Source organism: Carbonatibacter coralli (assembly GCF_039592655.1).
GTDB classification, from domain to species: domain Bacteria; phylum Pseudomonadota; class Alphaproteobacteria; order Kiloniellales; family Kiloniellaceae; genus Carbonatibacter; species Carbonatibacter coralli.
This window is the reverse complement of record NZ_JBBUTJ010000002.1, coordinates 43336-62481: the sequence shown is the minus strand read 5'-3', so window position 1 is coordinate 62481 and position 19146 is coordinate 43336. Positions and strand designations below refer to the sequence as shown.

Sequence of the window (19146 nt, the reverse complement as noted above, 5' to 3'; positions counted from 1 at the left end):
CGCCTGTCTGCCGGTTTACGGGTTTCTGGAAAACCTGAGCAGGGCTGCGCCGAAGAGCGTGATCATGGTTGAAAGCACCTTGGTCAGGTTCAGCTTTTCCCTGAGGACAAAGACGCCGATCAGCAGGGCAAAGACAATGCTTGTTTCCCGCAGGGCTGTCACCAGGGCAATCGGGGCCTGTGTGAAAGACCAGACAACCAGTGCGTAGGCGCAGAATGAAGCGCTGCCGCCCAGTGCGAAAACCCTGAAATTGTCTTTCAGAATGCTTTTCAGGGAGCAACTGCGATGCGCACAGGCCAGAAGAGCAAAGCCGAAGCCGTTGAAAATGGCAAGCCAGCAGAAAAATCCGAGGGCTGTCCCGGCCAGTCTTGCGCCGATGCCATCCACCAGCGAGTAGGCGGCGATAAAGCATCCTGTGACCAGGGCGAGCAGGGCTGCCTTGCTGTTCTGGGTTCCATCAGCCTGCCGCACAAGACAAAGACTCAGGATGCCGGCTGCGATGATCAGAATGGCGATCAGTTGAACCGTTCCAAGCGTGATGCCCAGAAAGAGGATTGATACCGTTGCGACGATCAGCGGAGCCGAGCCGCGGGCGACTGGGTAAACCTGGGTGAGGTCTCCCACCCTGTAGGAGAAAAGGAGAAAGAGCTGATACCCCATATGCAACAGGGCGCCGGCGAGAAGGTAGGGCAGGCTCTCCGGCGCAGGGAGAGGGACAAAGGGCAGAAGAGCGACAGCAATGGGGACATGCCCCAGGACAACAGCGGCCATGGTGCTGAATTTGTTTCCGCTTCCCTTGACCAGGGCATTCCAGAGTGCGTGCAGGAAAGCGGCAAGCAGGATGGAGAGAAAAACTGTCAGTGTCATGATCGGCCCTCGCTGTGCTCTGGTGTCTGTCACAAGAAGCCGGTCACCTTCCCGGTCGGATCAGGGCGTCTCTTCATCGAGTTTGTGGCGTTGCAGGATTTCTGTAAAGGTGCCATCGCTTTTCATGGCGGCAATTTCGCTGTCGAGGATCCGGACAAGTTGGGCGTGGTCCGGGTGAAGCCTTGAAACGCCAATGTGCATCGGGGTGATTTGAAGGGGCTTCTGCTGGAAACAGAAATCCTTGAGCGGCAGGTGCTGGTCCTTGATCAGGTATTTCAGAACTGTTTCATCACCGATAACGGCATCAACCCGGTTGTCTGCAAGCTTTTTGACATTCTGGCTCTGCTCCAGAACCTCCTGTTTGTGGTGACGGTTGTCGTTCATGAACAGGGCCGGATAGGCGCTGTTCTTGAGTGTGCCGACACGCAATCCCACAAGACTGTCCAGGTTTCGCGGAACAAGCCCGCTGTCTTTGCGGCTGACCAGAACAAGCTTGTTGAAATGGTACGGGGAAGACATGCTGAAAACGGCTTCGCGTTTGGGGCTGTGCCACATGTTTGGCAGAACATGGACGACCCCTTTTTCGGCCTCTGAAAGCAGGCGTCCCCAGGGGGCAACACGTTTTTTGACAGTGTAGCCGGCACGCTTCAGGGCTGTTGAGGCGACCTCGATACCAAAACCCTGGTTGGGAAGGTCCGGACCGGCAAAGGGAGGCCAGTTGTCCAGCCCCAGTATGACAAGTTTGTTCGCGTCTTCTGCCGGTTTCGATGTTTCCCGGGCATGGCCCGGAGAGAAGAGGGATGCGCTCAGCGCAGCACAAAGCAGCGTCAGAAGAAATGCTCTTCTGGCATGCGGTTTCTCTGCTGCAGGTTTCGGATGCAACACATTGATCTGAAACATCTTTGCCAAACTGGAAGCCCCTGTTGAAACCGCACGTTGAATTCGGCGGCAAATTTATAGTCGCGGAAACATAATAGATTCAATTTGAAATTTCAATTTGTAATGACAACTTGGTGCATCGTTTCGCTTTTTTTCTTCTTCTTTTGTATGCAGGAATTTTCTGTGGCAATCTTGCTGAGACGATTACAACCAGTTTGATCTGTTGCTTTCGGGAGAGGAAAGCCGGTGTTTTTACAGCTCAAGCGGGAATAATGAAAGACTTGGAATGTCAGGAAAAAGCGGATCATTTTTGCTGCCTTCAAAGCAGCCGACATGGGATGAGTTGTCATCGGCTCTTTCCCCTTTCGGTCTGTGCCTGAGAGGTGGTGTATCGCTGGAGAGCCTGACCGCGAAAGAAAAGGATGAGCTGGGGCTTGACCCGCAGTCCCTTTCTCTCCTGACGGACGAAGAACGCCTTGATTTCCGTTCACTGGTTCTGGTTGGCAATGGCGGGAGGCATTTCCTCTGGGAGGCCTTTCAGGACGGTCTGCGTGATAATCCGGCCCTGAAGGAAAGCCCCGATCCGCTGGATGACTGGACACGATCCGTACTTGTGCCTCTGACGTCATGGTTGGGGGGCGCCTTTTCCCATCCGTCTGACGGTCCTCCCTACATGCCCTTTCTGCGCTGGGCCCGCGCCTTCAGTCCTCAGGGCGAGAGACTGAGTGTTTCGCCCATGGGATGGACGCTGCATCCGCGTTGGGGGTCATGGCAGGCCTATCGCGGGGTTCTTTTCCTGCCCTTTGTGCCGGAAGGGATGCCGGATTGTCCGAAGAACAGGGAGCAGGAGGGCGAGATTTGTCTGAGGTGTGAAACCAGGCCCTGCCTTCAGGCCTGTCCTGTGAACGCCTTTGACTGGAAACAGTCGGAGGATGGTTCGATCAGTGGTTTGCTGGACATACCGCGCTGCAAGAGCTTTCTTGTCAGCCCGGAAGGTCAGCAGGGGGACTGTGTGCAATCCGGCTGTCTGCCCCGACGGGTCTGTCCCTATGCCAGTGAAGAGGCCCAGCCTCATGAACAGTCACGCTTTCATCTTCAGTCATTTCTGGGGGCGCACTGAGCGGAGGTGCGGCTGTCAGTCGCCCGGTCAAGTTCGTCTGTGACAAAGCTCAGGCTGTGTTGTGTCTTGAGTGCCATGACCGTTCCGTCGCCGGACATCTTTGCCAGCTCGCAGTCTATCTCTTTCATCAATTCCGGACTGCCGGGAGCTTTCCGGCTCAGGGCCATGTGCATCGGCGTCATGCTGATGGATCTATCGGGTATGAAAAAACGATCTTCACGAACCGCGAGCCTGCGAAGAATGAAGCGGGCAACACTCTCGTCGATTATCGTGACGTCGATACGGCCATTGACCAGCTTTTGCAGGTTTGCCGTGTCGTTGGGGGCGAACTCCTTTTGGATCCCGGGATCGTCGAGCAGTTTGTCCGGATATTCAAAACCCTGAACAAGTCCGACGCGCAGCCCCTGAAGATGGTCAGGTGAAGCTGGTGCCGGTGTCAGGCCTGCCCTGCTTATGATCTTGAGCTTGTTGTGGAGGATCGGAGCCGAAAAGACAAAGTGCTTGTCCCGCTCGGGTGTACGCCAGATATCGGAAACAAGATGAATGGTGCCGTTGCGTCCTTCCGTCAGGACACGTTCCCAGGGGGCAAAACGGATTTTATAGGCGTATCCAAGGCGATCAAGCGCTGTGGTGAGCAGGTGGGTGGAGTAGCCGTTTTGCAGCAGGTCCTTTCCTGCAAAGGGAGGCGATTCATCCACGCCGATGACCAGAACGTCAGCCGGTTCGCGTGCATGCGCAGGAAGGCATGGCCAGAGGCTGCCTGACAGAAGGATTGCTGCGGCAATCAGCTTTCGAAATTGCGAGTTGCCTGTCCATTGCAGGAAGAATGGAAGACTCTGTGAAAGCAAACGCATGAAGTGCTTTTCTTTTCCCCGACATCAAAACAAGTCCGCAAGGCTATCACAAAACAGGTTTTTTGCGAAGAAAGGGCATGGTTGTCAGAGTGGGCTGCAAACCGAGGGGGATTGCGCTTTGCCTTCAGCCTTCGTTTTCAGAAGGGCAGCGAAAGCGGGCATAGGTGTTAAAGGCCCGGTTGTAATCGTCGGTGATAAAAGCCAGATTGTGCTGTGCCTTGAGTGTTGTAACTGTTCCGTCGTTGAACATCTTTGCCAGCTCACAGTTGATCTGTCTCATGAGTTCCATGCCGTTCGGGGTCTTCCGGCTCAGCGCAATATGGAGGGGAGAGAGATCAATGGAGGCATCGGGGATGTAGTATTGATCCTCGCTGGCTTCCAGCTTGCCCAGAATGGAGCGGGCCACGATTTCGTCACCAATGGTCACATCAATGCGGCCGTTGATCAGTTTCAGCAGGTTCGAACGGTTGTCGGGGGCGAGTTCTCTGGCAAGATTCTGGTTTTCGACCAGCTCATCGGGATACTGAAAGCCCTGAACAAGTCCGATGCGCAGGCCGTTCAGATCATCCAGAAGCTGTGCCTTGGGTTTCAGGCCGGAGCGATTGATGATCTTGAGTTTGTTGTTCAGGACCGGAATGGAGAAAATGTAATGTTTTTTACGCTCGCGTGATTGCCACATATCCGGGATGAGATGAACCGAACCGTTGCGTCCTTCTGTTGTGATGCGCTCCCACGGGGCAAAGCGGATCTTGTAGGGATGTCCCAGACGCTCCAGAACCGTTGTCAGCAGATGGGTGGCGTAGCCGCCCTGCAGCATTGTCTTGCCTGTAAAGGGCTGCCATTCATCAACGCCGATGACAATGGGAGTGGGGAATTCTGTCTGCTCTTCGGCGGAAACGGATGTAAAAAAGCCTATGCTGCCCAAAAGGATAACCATCAGAGCAGTCAGTCGGTGAAACCATCTGTTGTGTCGTCCTTGCGGGACGCCACGAAGGTGCTGCGAAAGCAAACGCATGAAGTGCTTTTCTTTTAATCTTCTTCAATAGTCTGGCGAGCCTGAACCCTTAACATAGCACAAAAGGCAGGTTCGCTCATTATGTTAGGTTTTTTACATTTGGCTGCGTGGTGATGGCAAGCTTTAGTCTTCTGTAAAAAAAGATTCATCCCGAAGGGGATTTTTTAACGTTTTTTGCACGTTTTTAACGTTTTAGCCCAACTGGACAGGTTTTTCAAATGAGGTGATTTGATATTCGGAATATTATGGGCTGATCCACGTGTCCATTCTTGATGACCTTGTGACGCTGATAGGCTATCCCAGTGGCAGGCCATAGAGTAGGGTCCAGATGAATTTTTCAGCGCGCATTGCGCCTTTCCCGATGCATGAAAGCTGATTAATCCGTTTCCAATTTTGTATCGACGGGCTGAATGGTCAGCCGGTCAAACCAGGAGGTCAAAAGGCACCATGCCTAAGAGTGATATTGAAATCGCCCGCGAAGCTACGATGCAGCCGATCACAGACGTGGCTGCGAAAGTTGGCATTCCAGCTGACGCGCTGCTTCAGTACGGCCCAACAAAAGCGAAACTGTCCTTCGACTTCATCAACTCCGTTCAGGATCGTGAAGACGGCAAGCTGGTTCTCGTAACCGCGATCAACCCGACACCTGCAGGTGAGGGAAAGACCACAACAACTGTTGGTCTGGGTGACGGCCTGAACCGTATCGGCAAGAAAGCCATCATGGCACTGCGTGAGCCTTCTCTGGGCCCATGTTTCGGTGTCAAGGGTGGCGCTGCCGGTGGTGGTTACGCCCAGGTTGTTCCAATGGAAGACATCAACCTGCACTTCACAGGTGACTTCCACGCGATTGGCGTTGCACACAACCTGCTGGCTGCTCTGCTTGACAACCACATCTACTGGGGTAACGAGCTGGGTATTGATTCCCGTCGTGTTCAGTTCCGCCGCGTTGTTGACATGAACGACCGCGCGCTGCGTACAATCACCAACTCCCTTGGTGGTGTGAGCAACGGCTTCCCGCGTCAGGACGGCTTCGACATCGTTGTGGCTTCCGAGATCATGGCGATCTTCTGTCTGGCAACTGACCTGAACGACCTGACAGAGCGTCTGGGTAAAATGGTTGTTGCCTACACCCGTTCCAAAGAGCCGATCTATGCACGTGACCTGCAGGCTCCAGGTGCGATGGCGGTTCTGCTGAAAGATGCGATTTCCCCGAACCTCGTACAGACACTGGAAAACAACCCTGCGTTCATCCACGGTGGTCCTTTCGCGAACATCGCGCACGGCTGTAACTCTGTTATTGCAACCAAGACAGCTCTGAAACTGGCTGACTACGTTGTAACAGAAGCCGGCTTCGGTGCGGACCTGGGTGCAGAGAAATTCTTCGACATCAAGTGCCGCAAGGCTGGTCTGAAGCCATCTGCGGTTGTGATTGTTGCAACTGTTCGTGCGCTGAAGATGCACGGTGGTGTTGCCAAGGCTGATCTGGGTTCTGAAAACGTTGAAGCTGTGACCAAGGGTTCGGAGAACCTGGCGCGTCACATTGCAAACGTGAAGAAGTTCGGTGTTCCTGCTGTTGTTGCAATCAACCAGTTCATCACTGACACAGACGCTGAAATCGACGCTGTTCGCGCTGCGTGTGAAGCTCTGGGTGCGAAAGCAATCCTGGCGAGCCACTGGGCGAACGGTGGTGCCGGTACTGAAGAGCTGGCGAAGCACGTTGTCGAGCTGGTTGAGTCCGGTTCTGCAGACTTCAAACCTCTGTACCCTGATGAAATGCCACTGGTTCAGAAGATTGAAACCATTGCGACCGAAATCTACGGTGCTGCAGGTATCTCCATGGATGCTGCCGTTGAAAAGCAACTCGAAGAGCTGCAAAAAGACTACGGTCATCTGCCAATCTGTATGGCGAAGACACAGTACTCCTTCTCTACAGATCCTTCTGCAATGGGCGCGCCTTCCGGTCACACTGTACCGGTTCGCGAAGTTCGCCTCTCTGCAGGTGCAGGCTTCCTGGTTGTTGTAACTGGTGCGATCATGACCATGCCTGGTCTGCCACGCGTACCGGCTGCGAACAAAATCTTCCTCAACGACGAAGGCCAGATCGAAGGTCTGTTCTAATCGTCCGGAAGCGATCCGCTACATGGGAAAGGGCACCTGTTTCAGGTGCCCTTTTTCTTTTGTATGAAGGAGTTGGCAGGTTGTGCAGAAGGGCAAAATTGCACAAAAGACTGGTCAGACGCGCCAGACTGTGATTCACTGTTTTGCAGGTGATGGACAAAAAGCGGATTGCTCCCCCTGTACAAGAATCCGTGTGATGACAGGAGTAGCCCTATGGCATTAGGTGGTCGCAAGCCTTCGCAGAAATGGGACAGCCGGTATATCCGCCTCGCCCGAGAGGTTGCCAGCTGGTCCAAGGATCGCTCGACACAGGTCGGTGCTGTAATCATTCTGGCGGATGGAACGCCGGGTCCCTACGGTTTTAACGGTTTTCCCTCTCAGGTGAATGATGACATCGACGGGCGGCATGGCCGTCCGGTCAAATACGACTGGACCGAACACGCCGAGCGCAATGCAATCTACCATGCCGCGCGTGTGGGGATTTCGCTGTCAGGGGGATCTGTCTATGTCACACACTTTCCCTGTCCCGATTGTTGCCGTGCCATTATCCAGTCCGGTATCAAAGCCATTATTGTCGATGGCCTGAGCAAGCAGGACAGGGATTTCACAACGCGCTGGGAAATTGCCAAGACACAAACGGAAATGCTCGACGAGGCCGGCGTGGCCTGGCGTTTTGTCGACGTTGTCGAGGATATTTCCTGAATTGTCGACAGAGTGTGTCACTGGGAGTTGATCGGATGGGGCGGAATAAAACGAGCCGCTCTTTCAGGGATTTGTCGTGCTGTTCCTGTCTTTTGGGAGTGGTGTTGTATGGCATTGCAGGAGTGTTTTGATGGATATTTTTCTTTTGATCGCCTTTGTGACGACAACACTTCTCTTTGTTGCTGTTCCCGGGCCTTCAGTCGCCTTTGTCTCTGCGCAGGCCGTCCGCTATGGCCCAAAGGCCGCAACAGTCGCTGTTGCCGGTGATGCCTTGGGAACGGTTGTTCATATTACTGTTGCTGCCTGGGGATTGACGACACTGATTTCAATTTCTGAAACTGTTCTGCCTTTTTTGCAGATTGTGGGGGGATTGTTTATCATTTACATGGGCATCCAGGCCTTTGGAGCCGCTCGCAGTTCCGGTGATTATTCTGCCGTTGCCAATCACAAAACCTCTTTCTGGGCAGGTTTTTTCGCATGCGTCACCAATCCCAAAGCCATTGTTTTCTTTGTCGCTCTTTTTCCCGGATTTGTTACGCCAGAGCATAGCATCCTGCTCCAAAGTCTGGTTTACGGTATAATCTTTCTGGTGCTGGATGCGCTCTCTATTTTCGGGTATGCCCTGTTGGCCATGTACGCAGCACAAAGGGTTTCAGCCCGATGGCTAAATGCGGAAGTGTTCAGTGGACTGGGACTGCTGGGGGTTGGCCTTGGTATGGTCGTAAAGGGGGTTCGCGAAATACCCTCAGACTGAATGAGCCATTGAGGTTTAAGCCCCGATTGCGCTGTCGTGGAAAGCTAGTCCTCACTCTTTTCCCACAGGCGCAAGGCCCACATCAGACCGATGATCGAGCCTTTGACGTTTGGCATGATCAGGAGAGTCAGCAGCAGCGTCAGGGTTGGCCAGAGGGCCATCTGGGTCCAGAGGCCCAGCGGATCATTCCGTTCAAAGAAAAAGATCATGGGAACAATAATGTGCCCGACAATGGTAATGGTGACATAGGGCGGGAAGTCTTCTGCCTTGATCTTTTCCAGATTTTCGTGGCAGTTGCTGCAAACCGGATTGACGGAAAGATAGCCCGAGAAAACCCGTGACTGTCCGCAACTGGGACACTTTTTCATCGCACCTTTAAGCATCGCATTGAAAACAGACCGTTTTTCCTGAGTAATGTCAGGAGAGTTCGGAGTGATTGCCTGTTGGTCTTCATGTCCATGCATGGTGAAACTCTTGCTCAATTGGTCCAAATGTATTTTTATTTCTTCCTTGTATTTAAGAATTAAATGAAAGAAATTGAAAGAAATAAATTTTGATTGCAGCGCGGCCTTTTGAAGCAAGGTTTCGATTTCGGAAAAAGGGATTGGAATTTCCGGCTCCAACAACGGATGGTTAGCCCAAGCCCAAGCCCAAGCCCAAGCCCAAGCCCAAGCCCAAGCCCAAGCCCAAGCCCAAGCCCAAGCCCAAGCCCAAGCCTAAACCATTAATCACAAGCCACTCACCACAAGCTTCGGTTTTATCGGGGCATACGAAAAAAGCCCCGGTCTGTTTTATCCGGAGCTTTCGTCTGTTGTGTCTGATTGTATCCTGTCAGGCTTTCTTGCAGGCCAGAGCCTTGTGCAGGGCCGTCGGGGAGATGGTGCAGCCTTGCAGGTTCGCACGCCAGAGATCGACCCCGTCAAGCTGGGCGCCTGTCAGGTCGGCCCCGCGCAGATCGGAATCACTGAGATCGGCATTGCGCAGATCGGCGTTTTTCAGGTTGGCATTCTGGAGGCTGGCGCGCACCAGATTGGCGGAGCTGAGATCAGACTTTGTCAGGTCTGTGTCGCTCAGATCTGTGCCAGGCAGGTCGGCATTGCGCAGGTTCGCACCCGGCATGGAGATACCGCTGAGGTTCAGGTTGGCAAGGTTTGCGCGTTCGCCTGTTTCAGGGTCGCTGAGCCATTCGTGGTGGGAGGCAAGAACGCGCAGCAGTTCGCGGGCCTTGGCGGATTTTGCTGCAGCCCTGGCTTCGTCCTCCGAGCTTTTGTCCAGAATTTCCGTGTTGGATGGCAGTTTGGACAGCAGATACTTTACACGCAGCTGGCGCTTTGCATCGTCAATGCTGTTGGCTTCCAGTTCGCCGGATTCCATACGCCCGAAAGCTTCAGGCTGGATTTGATAGACAAAGGTTTTCAGGCTCATTGGATGGACGTCCCCTATAGTCTGCAACAGTTATAGACATCCCCTGATGACAACCTCTGGAGGCGACAGCCGGGGAGCTTTGGTGGGATGGAGAGCTTTTCCTTTCTGACGGGGCACGCCCTGGGCTGTTGCCCTTGAAGGCGCACGAGGCTTTGGAAAAGAGAGTGGCTTCCCATCTGTTCGAAAGTATTGTTCCAAAAAAAGGAAAGCACTTCCAGCCTTTATATATATAATTTCAATAAAATTTTATATAAATGCCGATCAGTTAAAGCATTCATGAAAAAATGGAAAAACAAAAAAATATTTATTGTGGCTATTGCTGCTTGACCTGTCCGTTTTTCGGGGATTCGTCACGAGTGTGAAAAAAACAGGTCAGCAAACTGTGACAAATTGTTCGGAATTGATGACGTCTTGTTAACGAGATTGTCCAAGAATGCCTGTGAAAAAAACACCGGATGAAAAAAATCAACAGGACGATTCTCGCAAATGACGAAGGCATCAACAACAGCCAAAAAGCTTCAGGCACATGCGCGCAGGCTGAAGCTGGAGGTCCAGGGGAAAACAGGAACCCCGCAACCGGAACAGGCCTTTTGGGGTGAAAGGGACTGGGCCCATTTGAGGGTGGATGTTGTCGATGACAGCTCGACTGTCCGCTCCATGCTTGTCCTGATGCTGAAATCTGTCGGTATTGAACAGGTCCGTGCCTTTTCCTGCGTTGATGACGCCTGGGAGGCTGCTCTTGAGAAGCGCCCGCATGTGGTGCTGTGCGATTACAATATGTCACCGCATTGCGGAGATATCCTGTTGCAGCGTTTCAGGCAGAGCACCAATGGCCTCTATCGGAATGTTGTTTTCCTGATGATGAGCGGTGATCCTGTCATGAGCAGGGAAATGCTGACGGATTGCCTGCCTGTCGAGCTGTCCAATGACAACCGTCAGGGGGTGTCCTTTGATCTGGGCATTGATGACTTTTTGCCAAAACCCCTTGAGCGTCAGTTCATCCGTCCACGCTTTGAGCAGGCTTGTTTGCGTCGCCGCGGAGAAGACTTCAGGCCTGTGTGAACCCGGGTTTCCGGACTGCTTTGTCAGAATCGGACGGGGATGTTGTCTGAAAAAATGCTCTTCCTTCGGGAAGTCATGATCTGAATCATATAAAATTTTATCGAATTGCATCAGAAGGGCTTGAAAAGGGGATCGGTTAAGACCTTGTATACCTTCTGTGTGGTTACATGAATGTCCCGCGAAAGTCGGTGTGCGCTTCAGGACACTGAAAGCGGGGCAATGTTGAACAATAAGATGGACCGGAGTCCGCGCTCTTGAAACCGAGCAGATACATCGTGCACAACAGAATGCCGGTCGGGTTCGAACACCCCAACCTGCAGCGCCTGATCAACAGGCGTGTGTTTTCGCGCTATCTTGTGTCGTCCCGGCAGTCTGTCCTGTTGTCATCTCATTGCGGCAGTCATGAAGGCCGCCTGATTGATCTTTCCGAAAACGGTGCACGCCTGGCCTTGCAGGCCAGAAAGCTCTCGCTTTCCGAAGGGATGGAGATTGCCCTCAAGCACGAGACCTGTCCGGAGATGCGGGGAATTGTCCGCTGGGGCAGTGACGGCCAGCTGGGGGTCGAACTGGGCTCTGGTGTCTGTCGCCTGATGCACCAGCTGCAACTGATCTGAAGCAATCAGAAAAATCCGACAAGCCAATGGGTGATCAGGATGACTGCGAGGGCTGTGGCCTTGTAGCCAACTGTGATGAGCGAGAACCTTGCTGATTTGGCCTGAAAGAGATTGGTGTAGAAAATTCCCAGCAACAAAACGGCAGCCACAAGGATCAAAGCCTCTGTCTGTTGGGCCAGCAGGGACAGCAGGCAGGACAGCAAGAGCAGATAAAGCACCATGACGCCCATGGCTCTTTTGGGATCGCCACCCTTTTCAAGGGGATCGTATCCAAGCTCTTCTTTCCAGGGATTGAGGAAAAGGGCCGGGCTGAACCAGAGACCTCCTGTCATGAAGGCTGCCAGAGCACCAAGAACGACAGCAAGCCAGTCTGTTTCCGCGATCATTTCTGCTTCCTCCCTTTAAAAGGGGCTTCAGGGTGTACTCCGAAGCCCCGCAAGAGGTTCATTCTACTCTGATGGCGGGATCAGAACCAGTTTTCCGGCATGGGCTTTGGACAGGAAAGCTTCCTGTGCCTTGTGAATGTCTGAAAGGGGCCAGCTTCCGGAGACGAAAGGTTTGATTTCGCTTTTCTCGATATAGCGGATCAGGTTCTCGAAAACTTCCCGTGGCTGATAGGTTGAGCCAAAGAGGGTCAGGTCCTTCAGATAGAGCGTGCGGACATCAAGCTCGACCAGTGGTCCGGCGATGGCACCGGAGGCCACATAACGTCCCCCGCGAACCAGAACGTCCAGAAGCTCCGGCCATTTGGGGCCGGCGACCAGATCGACAACGACATCAACAGACTCCTTGCCAAGAATCTCGACCAGATCAGCGTTGCGGTCGACAGTCTGGTCAGCGCCCAGCTCCGTCAGAAGATCGGCCTTGGCGGGGGCTGTCTGGGCTATCACATGGGCTCCGCGACGCTTGGCCAGCTGGATTGCGGCGGAACCGACGCCGCCGGAAGCGCCGGTGATCAGAACCCTTTCCGCACCAACTCCGGCACGGTGAAGCATGCCCTCCGCAGTGGAATAGGCGCAGGGGATGGAGGCCAGCTCGACGTCACTCCAGTCACAGTTGACCGGCAGGGTGTGTTCTGACGGAGCTGTTGTGTACTGGGCAAAACCGCCGTCGCGTTCCGAGCCGAAGGTGATGCAGTTGAAATTGTCATCGATGGGCATCATGGTGCGCACCAGAACACGCTCACCGATGCGGGCACTGTCAACGCCTTCACCGACAGCAACAACTGTTCCACTGACGTCGGCTCCCTGAATACGCGGGAACTGAAGGGGAGTCCCGGACCAGCTGGCATCATCATTCTCGGCTGACTCGAAACCCCGGGCGCCACCGGAGTTGGTGTCTCCTGTGACAGCCTTGGAGTACCAGCCGATCCGGGTGTTGATGTCTGTGTTGTTGATCCCTGCTGCAGTGACGCGGATCAGCACTTCGCCTGCTGCGGGAGTGGGTACGGTAACGTCGGTGCGGTACTCCAGCTTTTCGAGGCCACCGTGTCCGGTGAGCAAAACGGCTGTCATGGTTGCGGGGATCTTGAAATCACTCATGGGGACAATCCTTGTGATGGAAAGAGGGATAGGGTTCCGGATTTTGCGGGAAAACATGCCTTGTGGTTTCGGGGCTGTCGGTGGCCGGGCTTTTTGCAGGAGGAAAGCTCCGGTTCCGGCTTCAGAAACCGGTTGTTTGAACTCAGGCGTTTTCTGCTGCAAAGGACAGAGCCAAACGCTCCGCTGTTCTGAAGCTTTCCTCTGCCCCATGAAGGGGAGCTGAGGCGGTGGCTCCCTCGATCAGCAGGGACAGGGCTTCTGTCAGTTCGGGCAGGCGATCCCTGTGAACATGGGCGGAGAGGCGGCGGGTGATAATCGCCATGATCCGGGACTTGTGTGCCCGGACATAGTCCATGATCGGACCGTTGATCCGGCCGTATTCGTGCTGGGCCTGAATGTAGATACAGCCGCGGGGGGAGTAGTGTTGCGCCCAGTGGAGTGAAGCCCGGAAAAAGCCGCTGATCATGCTGTTGCGATCCCCGGCCGGAAAGGTTTCGCAGAGGTCGCAATAACGTTCATCCCGTGCTTTCAGAACTGCGAGAACCAGGGCGTCCTTGTTGTTGAAATGTTTGTAGAGCGTGCGTGGCGTCGTTCCCGCAGCCTCGACAATGGCGTCGATACCCGTTGCATGAAAGCCCTGTTCGTAAAAGAGGCGCTCTGCAGCGACCAGAATGTCATCCTGCTTGCTCATGGTGCATGATCCGGCTGTATAGTGATCGTTATACCGGATCGTAAACGCAAGCAGGATCGGGATGCAAGTCAAAAAGTACAGTGATCGTTATACCGGATTTTGCAAAGTTCTTTTTTGCAGGAAAAGCCTGCGTTTGCGGGTGCAAGGTGGCTTTCGGCGCGCATTGGAATCGGTGTGATCTTCCGGAAGCCGGGGATCACCAGTTGATCGCTGTCCGGTCCCGGAAGAAGCCTCCGGTGGGGCCGGTGTAGTCCAGTGTTGCCAGCCAGAGTGCTGTGTCGGCACCTTCCTGTGCCGAGCGCGGAGCCCACATGCCGCCCATGCGTGTGCGCACCCAGCCGGGGCACATGGCGTTGACCTTTACGGAATGGGGGAGATTGCGCGCAGTGGCGACAGTCAGGGCGTTCAGTGCTGCCTTTGCAACACCATAGGCACCGGGGCCGGACACCCCGTCAGAGAAGGCGCCCCAGCCGGAGGAGACATTGACAACGCGACCATACCCCGATGAGACCATCGAGGGAACGATGTGATGCATCAGCATGAAGGGACCTTCGACCATAACCGACATGGAGCGCTTGAACCCGTTGACGTCATGGAGGATATCACCTTCGCCCAGAACACCGGCATTGTTGACCAGAATGTCGACATTCCCGATCCGGGGCAGAGCCTTTTCAAGGGATGCAGGATTTGCAACATCCAGTTCCACGATATCGACCTGCGCGCCAATCTTTCCGGCAGCGATTTCACCTGCTGCGAGATCCCGCACGCCCAGCAGGACGTCGTGTCCCATGGTGGCCAACCCTTCTGCAATGGCAAAACCAATTCCGCGGTTACCGCCTGTAACCAGTGCACGCCGTTTCATTGTTACTCTCCCTGATCTGGCATGGAATGAGAGGGGTGGCCCATCCGGGTTTCTCTGTTCGGGTTCACTTTTTGGACTTTTCTGCAGCACGGGCCTGTGCAAGGGCGGGCAGTGTTCCGTTTCCGCTCTGGAATTTGTAATGGAAAACCAGTCCGCTCAGAATCCAGCCCGTTTCTGTTTTCTTCAGTCCGATGTCGTAACTGCCATAAACGGTCCAGAGTTCGCCGCCTTCTGCCTCTGCAATGAAGTGTGTTGCCGTGACATAGACGCGGGCTTTGGCCGTATCGCCGGTGATCTCCAGAACCATCGGGGAAAGCTGGTGGTGTGTGTGATCAAAGCCTGGGAGAAACTGCGACCAGCCATTCAGGATGTCTGCAGGGTTCAGATCGGCTGCCGGACCCGCACCAAAGCTGGAATAGTCCAGATGAAAGGGCGTGCTCATCAGGGACTCTGTTGTTGCGCGCTGGTTGTTGTCAGAGGATTCAAAGAAACCCTGAACGGCATTGATGATTTCGTAAGAGGCTGTCATGTCTGATTCTCCGGAAAGGGTGTGGCTGCTGTCAGCTGTTTGGGAGGCCAGGGCAAAGGAGGTCGCACCGCTCAGGCCGAGCCCGGTCGCGGCCAGGGCACCGGCCTTGCAGAACGCACGTCTGTTCATCGGTTTTTTCTCTGTCATGATTTGTCCCGATTGGCATGTGATGGGTTGAGAGAGCCTGTCGCAAACCTCTCCATAGAGGGGAGATATCGTGAAAAGTGTTGAGGCGGGCTCTTGTTCGCGGGGCTTATGCGGTGAAAAATTCCGCAACGGCGTCTGCGGATGCTGCGACGACATCCTTGCGATCATAGAAATCGAACTGTGTGACATCATCGCCGAGCCAGACTTTTTCGATCGGAGCAGAGGTCCGGTTCTCGTAGGCTTCAACCCCTGCTGGCAGTGCGATAGAGGCAGAGCCGACAAAAAGAAGGGGTTTGTTCAGTCTTTCTGCGGATGCCAGACCGTTGTAGGTCAGCCAGGGTTTCCAGCTGAGCGCGGAGAATTTGTTGTCATATTCAGGGATCAGGCCGCGATCTTGCTCGGTGTAGTAGGGGGCCTGATACATCACGCTGTTTTCGTCTGAGGCACTTGCTGCCAGCAGGGTTGTCCCTGCAGCAGTGTCTGCTTCGGATGCGGCAATCAGACCGGCCACACTGTCTTCTCCGCCGTAGATGGCTGCTGCAATCTGCTGGTCATGGAGCCATGGGGCAACCAGCGCGACCCTTTGCAGATCACTGCTCAGTGATGCGACGTCTGCCATGTAGCCGGATGAAGCGCAAATGCCCAGACCATGGATGCGTTTGTGGTCAATTTCTTCCAGGGAGGTCAGGAAATTTGTTGCGGCAATGATATCCCGCGTTTTCACAGCAGGGTCCTCGACGTAGCGGGGGGAGCCTTCGCTTTCACCCCAGCCCGAGAAATCAAAGGCGAGGGCCGCAAAGCCCCGGGCGGCCAGTTCGCGGGCATAGGTGCCGGGCATCTGTTCCTTCACGGTTGTCCATGCACCTGTCACGATCACTGCAGGCAGGGGAGCTTCAGACTCTTCCGGTGTGAAGAGCATCCCCTGCAGTGTTGCGCCGTTGCTGAAAAAACTGACCGGGCGGGATACCGTGCCTTTGCGTTCGGGAGTGTTCTGAAGGGAGATGTGTTTTTCGCTCATGTCGGGAGCTCCTGATGCCGGGTTGAATGCGATAACAGGAATATGGGTTGATTGCTTCCATCTGTTAATTGCCTGCTTTTCCACTTCTTTGATGAATGGTATCTAATAATAAATCATCAAAAGGGATTGGAAGCGGGATGCGTTTACCGTTGGCGACACTGGAAGTCTTTGATGCGATTGTCAGGCATGGCAGCCTGCGTGCTGCTGCGCATTCACTGGGGGTCAAACCGTCAACGGTGAGCCATCAGCTCAAGGCGCTTGAGGAGCGTCTGGGAACGGCCCTGTTCATTCGAACGACGCGCTCTGTAAGCCTGACGGAAGCCGGGCGGGCCTTGAAGCGCGGTGCCCAGCCTGCCTTTGATCAGCTGTCCGATGCTCTGGAAAGTGCCAGAACCACAGGACATGCTGCACGGGGAACCCTGAAGCTCACCATGTCGGACTCAGCCTACAACCAGTTGATCGGGCCAGCGATCAAGTCCTTCAGTCAGCGCTATCCAGAGATTGAAATTGAACTGACGGTTTCGGAAGGCATGATTGATCTGCTGGAGCAGGGCCTGCATGCCGGTTTTCGCCTGGGGGACAAGATTGCGCAGAATATGGTTGCTGTGCGTCTGACCGGCCCTCAACGGCTTCTGGTGACGGCCAGTCCCGAATATCTGGAAAAACGGGGCAGGCCTGAAAAGCCTGAAGACCTTCTGGATCACAACTGCATCCGCTATCGCTTCCAGACCTCGCGGCAGATCGCGCCCTGGAATTTCAAGGGAGCGGAAGGGGACTATTCCGTGGAAGTCGGCGGCAATCTGATTGTCAATACACTCATGACCGCGATTGATTTGACAAAACAGGGACTGGGGCTGCTCTATACCTTTCAGGATGACTGTCTGGAAGAACTGGACAGAGGGCAGCTGGTTTCCGTGCTGGACGAGCACCTTTCGCTGCTGCCCGGCCTCTATATCTATTTCCCGAGGGAGTACCGGTCCATGATGCCCTTGAGGCTCTTTATCGACCACCTGCGCGACAGGGGTGCCAATCGTTTAGTCTGAACAGGGATCAGTGGGTCTTGCGTGCATCAGCCTGAGCCATGCGTTTTTCCATACGTCGCACGAGCCATGAGGCCGCAAGGATCAGCAGCATGTATTCCAGTACGAGGATGGAATAGATTTCAAGTGCACGGTACTCGACAACATTCAGTTCGTTGGCGCGGCGTGTCAGTTCTGTCAGGCCGATGATTGAGGCCAGGGAGGACATCTTCAGCATGTAGACAAACTGGTTGCCAAGCGGAGGCAGGATGACGCGCAGGGCCTGGGGCAGAACGACCTTGTACATTTTTTGCAAATAGGTCAGGCCCAGACTTTCGGCCGCTTCGTGCTGTCCCTTGGAAATCGACTGGATGCCGGCGCGGAAAATCTCGGCCTGAAAGGCGGAATCACAGAGAGCCAGGGCGAGAACAGCAGCCCAGAAAACCCCCAGCTCAAAACCCAGCAGGATTGGAAGGCCGTAATAGGTCCACAGGATCATCACCAGAACCGGAATGGATCGGAAAACCTCGACATAAACGCGGTTGACGGAACGCAGAACCCTGTTTTCCGTAATTCCGGGCAGGGCCACCATCAGACCGACAGCCATGGAGATGGCGATGGCGATCAGGGAGACCTGAACCGTGTTGCTGATGCCGCTGATCAGGAATTTCAGGTTGTTCAGGCCTGTTTTCGTGGTCGGATCAACCACGTACCAGCCCCAGTTGTAGTCCTGGCTGCATCCTCCCAGAAGGAGCGCTGCAAGGGCGAGCAGAGACAGGCGCAGGCCATGGCGGAAGGTCAGGCTGGAAAGGGGAGAGGCTGTTGTTTTGCTGATCAATGGCAAAGCGGCGGGGGAAGTCATTCAGGGGCCTTCGTCTCTTTCAGTCTTTTGAGAGGCAAGACAACAGGTACGTGGCTTGCTGGCGAACGGTTTTCTTTTCCTGACACAGCAATGCCCTGAAAAACCCGAAAGAAAGGCTAGCAGTTTTGAGAACGATGTCAAAGTCTGCGTGCTGTCTTTCGCAAGTCTTACAAGGCATTATTACAAAAGACACTTCATTTTTCCGTGTTCGGCCCCCATCTGACAGGACAGAGCTGTTCGCGGCTTTGTGGCTTTTGTGCTTTGACGCTATAATGGACAGAAACAGAGACAGCAGAAAAGGACCTGCCCCATGCCTTCCGTCGAACTGATCATTCTGGCCCTTGGTCTTGCCTGGGCCAGCGGTATCAATGTCTATGCGGCGCTGGCCCTGCTGGGGGTTCTGAACGTTACAGGCTACTATGATCTGCCGCCCGGACTGGATGGTCTGGGAAGTCCTGTCATTCTTTTCTTTGCCGTTTTGCTCTATATCGTGGAGTTTGTGGCGGACAAGATCCCTGTTGTCGACAGTATCTGGGACGCCCTGCACAGCTTTATCCGCATTCCGGCCGGAGCCTTTCTGGCAGCTGCAGCTCTTTCCGGAGCGGGGGTTGAGGCACAGGTGATTGCCTTTCTGCTGGGGGGCGGCCTTGCTGCCGTAACGCATACCCTGAAGACGGGAACGCGTGCTGTTGTCAACACGTCGCCGGAACCTTTTACAAACTTCGGCCTGTCCATTTTTGAGGATGGACTGGTGATCGGTGGTGTACTTCTGGCCATTGTCAGTCCCCTGGCTTTTGCGATGGCCTTTGCGCTCTTTCTGGTTTTTGCCATCTGGATGCTGCCAAGGATCTTTCGAGCTGTCGGATCAATTTTCTCTTTCCTGACAGGCGGGCGCAAAACGGTTCGGCGGAATCAGGCCGATGCAACAGATGCCTCCTTTGAGGAGGACCTGATGCTGGCATCTGAAAAACCGGCCCTTGAAAAGGGCAAGGATTAGGACTTTTGCTCTGCAGAGTGGGCAAGTCCGATTGTGACCGGGTCATTCTTTCCCCCTGCAGCCGGGTCAT

The 19146-nt window shown here is 54.4% G+C and carries 22 protein-coding genes; 8 read left to right on the top strand and 14 right to left on the bottom strand.

What is annotated here, in order from left to right:
* Positions 1-15 precede the first annotated feature (15 nt).
* From AAAH10_RS05730 to AAAH10_RS05720, 3 genes are all read right to left on the bottom strand, one after another.
* Entirely contained in the window at positions 16-867 is an 852-nt protein-coding gene (locus tag AAAH10_RS05730) for an EamA family transporter (protein WP_343561475.1), read from the bottom strand.
* A 60-nt stretch (positions 868-927) separates the two neighbouring features.
* Positions 928-1767, bottom strand: coding sequence for a substrate-binding periplasmic protein (locus AAAH10_RS05725; protein WP_343562472.1), 840 nt, complete (start codon positions 1765-1767; stop codon positions 928-930).
* A gap of 92 nt (positions 1768-1859) precedes the next feature.
* A complete protein-coding gene (locus tag AAAH10_RS05720) occupies positions 1860-2096 on the bottom strand; it encodes a hypothetical protein (protein WP_343561473.1) in 237 nt (78 codons plus the stop codon).
* Here AAAH10_RS05720 and AAAH10_RS05715 point away from each other — a divergent pair.
* Positions 2090-2866, top strand: coding sequence for a hypothetical protein (locus AAAH10_RS05715; protein WP_343561471.1), 777 nt, complete (start codon positions 2090-2092; stop codon positions 2864-2866). The genes AAAH10_RS05720 and AAAH10_RS05715 overlap by 7 nt on opposite strands.
* On the opposite strand, the gene AAAH10_RS05710 is transcribed toward AAAH10_RS05715, so the two are convergent.
* The gene (locus AAAH10_RS05710; protein WP_343561469.1) at positions 2842-3720 is read right to left on the bottom strand and encodes a substrate-binding periplasmic protein; all 879 of its coding nucleotides are present in this window, start codon (positions 3718-3720) and stop codon (positions 2842-2844) included. The two genes, AAAH10_RS05715 and AAAH10_RS05710, sit on opposite strands and share 25 nt — an antisense overlap.
* A 124-nt stretch (positions 3721-3844) precedes the next feature.
* Positions 3845-4735 carry a substrate-binding periplasmic protein gene (locus tag AAAH10_RS05705; RefSeq protein WP_343561467.1) on the bottom strand — a complete coding sequence of 297 codons (891 nt, stop codon included), beginning with the start codon at positions 4733-4735 and terminating at the stop codon, positions 3845-3847.
* Positions 4736-5182: 447 nt separating this feature from the next.
* Here AAAH10_RS05705 and AAAH10_RS05700 point away from each other — a divergent pair, with 447 nt between their 5' ends.
* From AAAH10_RS05700 to AAAH10_RS05690, 3 genes are all read left to right on the top strand, one after another.
* Positions 5183-6853 (top strand): formate--tetrahydrofolate ligase, encoded by a 1671-nt coding sequence (locus AAAH10_RS05700; RefSeq protein ID WP_343561465.1) that lies wholly within the window; start codon positions 5183-5185, stop codon positions 6851-6853.
* A gap of 213 nt (positions 6854-7066) precedes the next feature.
* Positions 7067-7555 carry a deoxycytidylate deaminase gene (locus tag AAAH10_RS05695; protein ID WP_343561463.1) on the top strand — a complete coding sequence of 163 codons (489 nt, stop codon included), beginning with the start codon at positions 7067-7069 and terminating at the stop codon, positions 7553-7555.
* Between the two features lie 130 nt (positions 7556-7685).
* The gene (locus tag AAAH10_RS05690; protein WP_343561461.1) at positions 7686-8309 is read left to right on the top strand and encodes a LysE family translocator; all 624 of its coding nucleotides are present in this window, start codon (positions 7686-7688) and stop codon (positions 8307-8309) included.
* Positions 8310-8353: 44 nt separating this feature from the next.
* On the opposite strand, the gene AAAH10_RS05685 is transcribed toward AAAH10_RS05690, so the two are convergent.
* Complete coding sequence (locus AAAH10_RS05685; protein WP_343561459.1) at positions 8354-8773, bottom strand: DUF983 domain-containing protein; 420 nt, start codon at positions 8771-8773, stop codon at positions 8354-8356.
* 367 nt (positions 8774-9140) lie between these two features.
* On the bottom strand, positions 9141-9734 hold the full coding sequence (locus AAAH10_RS05680) for a pentapeptide repeat-containing protein (RefSeq protein ID WP_343561457.1): 594 nt from the start codon (positions 9732-9734) through the stop codon (positions 9141-9143).
* Positions 9735-10220: 486 nt separating this feature from the next.
* Between AAAH10_RS05680 and AAAH10_RS05675 the strand changes: the two genes are divergently transcribed.
* Positions 10221-10796 (top strand): response regulator, encoded by a 576-nt coding sequence (locus tag AAAH10_RS05675; protein ID WP_343561455.1) that lies wholly within the window; start codon positions 10221-10223, stop codon positions 10794-10796.
* 254 nt (positions 10797-11050) lie between these two features.
* Positions 11051-11410 (top strand): PilZ domain-containing protein, encoded by a 360-nt coding sequence (locus AAAH10_RS05670; protein ID WP_343561453.1) that lies wholly within the window; start codon positions 11051-11053, stop codon positions 11408-11410.
* 5 nt (positions 11411-11415) lie between these two features.
* Here the strand turns inward: AAAH10_RS05670 and AAAH10_RS05665 are convergent, their stop codons facing one another.
* From AAAH10_RS05665 to AAAH10_RS05640, 6 genes are all read right to left on the bottom strand, one after another.
* Positions 11416-11796 carry a DUF1761 family protein gene (locus AAAH10_RS05665; RefSeq protein WP_343561451.1) on the bottom strand — a complete coding sequence of 127 codons (381 nt, stop codon included), beginning with the start codon at positions 11794-11796 and terminating at the stop codon, positions 11416-11418.
* A 63-nt stretch (positions 11797-11859) separates the two neighbouring features.
* On the bottom strand, positions 11860-12951 hold the full coding sequence (locus AAAH10_RS05660; protein WP_343561449.1) for an alcohol dehydrogenase family protein: 1092 nt from the start codon (positions 12949-12951) through the stop codon (positions 11860-11862).
* Between the two features lie 142 nt (positions 12952-13093).
* On the bottom strand, positions 13094-13642 hold the full coding sequence (locus AAAH10_RS05655; RefSeq protein WP_343561447.1) for a TetR/AcrR family transcriptional regulator: 549 nt from the start codon (positions 13640-13642) through the stop codon (positions 13094-13096).
* 196 nt (positions 13643-13838) lie between these two features.
* Positions 13839-14504, bottom strand: coding sequence for an SDR family NAD(P)-dependent oxidoreductase (locus AAAH10_RS05650; RefSeq protein ID WP_343561445.1), 666 nt, complete (start codon positions 14502-14504; stop codon positions 13839-13841).
* A 64-nt stretch (positions 14505-14568) separates the two neighbouring features.
* Positions 14569-15180 carry a nuclear transport factor 2 family protein gene (locus AAAH10_RS05645; RefSeq protein ID WP_343561443.1) on the bottom strand — a complete coding sequence of 204 codons (612 nt, stop codon included), beginning with the start codon at positions 15178-15180 and terminating at the stop codon, positions 14569-14571.
* Between the two features lie 106 nt (positions 15181-15286).
* Positions 15287-16198 carry an alpha/beta hydrolase gene (locus AAAH10_RS05640; RefSeq protein ID WP_343561440.1) on the bottom strand — a complete coding sequence of 304 codons (912 nt, stop codon included), beginning with the start codon at positions 16196-16198 and terminating at the stop codon, positions 15287-15289.
* 137 nt (positions 16199-16335) lie between these two features.
* Between AAAH10_RS05640 and AAAH10_RS05635 the strand changes: the two genes are divergently transcribed.
* On the top strand, positions 16336-17241 hold the full coding sequence (locus AAAH10_RS05635) for a LysR family transcriptional regulator (protein WP_343561438.1): 906 nt from the start codon (positions 16336-16338) through the stop codon (positions 17239-17241).
* A gap of 7 nt (positions 17242-17248) precedes the next feature.
* Here the strand turns inward: AAAH10_RS05635 and AAAH10_RS05630 are convergent, their stop codons facing one another.
* On the bottom strand, positions 17249-18079 hold the full coding sequence (locus AAAH10_RS05630) for an amino acid ABC transporter permease (protein WP_343561436.1): 831 nt from the start codon (positions 18077-18079) through the stop codon (positions 17249-17251).
* Positions 18080-18389: 310 nt separating this feature from the next.
* Here AAAH10_RS05630 and AAAH10_RS05625 point away from each other — a divergent pair, with 310 nt between their 5' ends.
* Positions 18390-19076 (top strand): DUF4126 domain-containing protein, encoded by a 687-nt coding sequence (locus tag AAAH10_RS05625; protein ID WP_343561434.1) that lies wholly within the window; start codon positions 18390-18392, stop codon positions 19074-19076.
* Positions 19077-19146 lie beyond the last annotated feature (70 nt).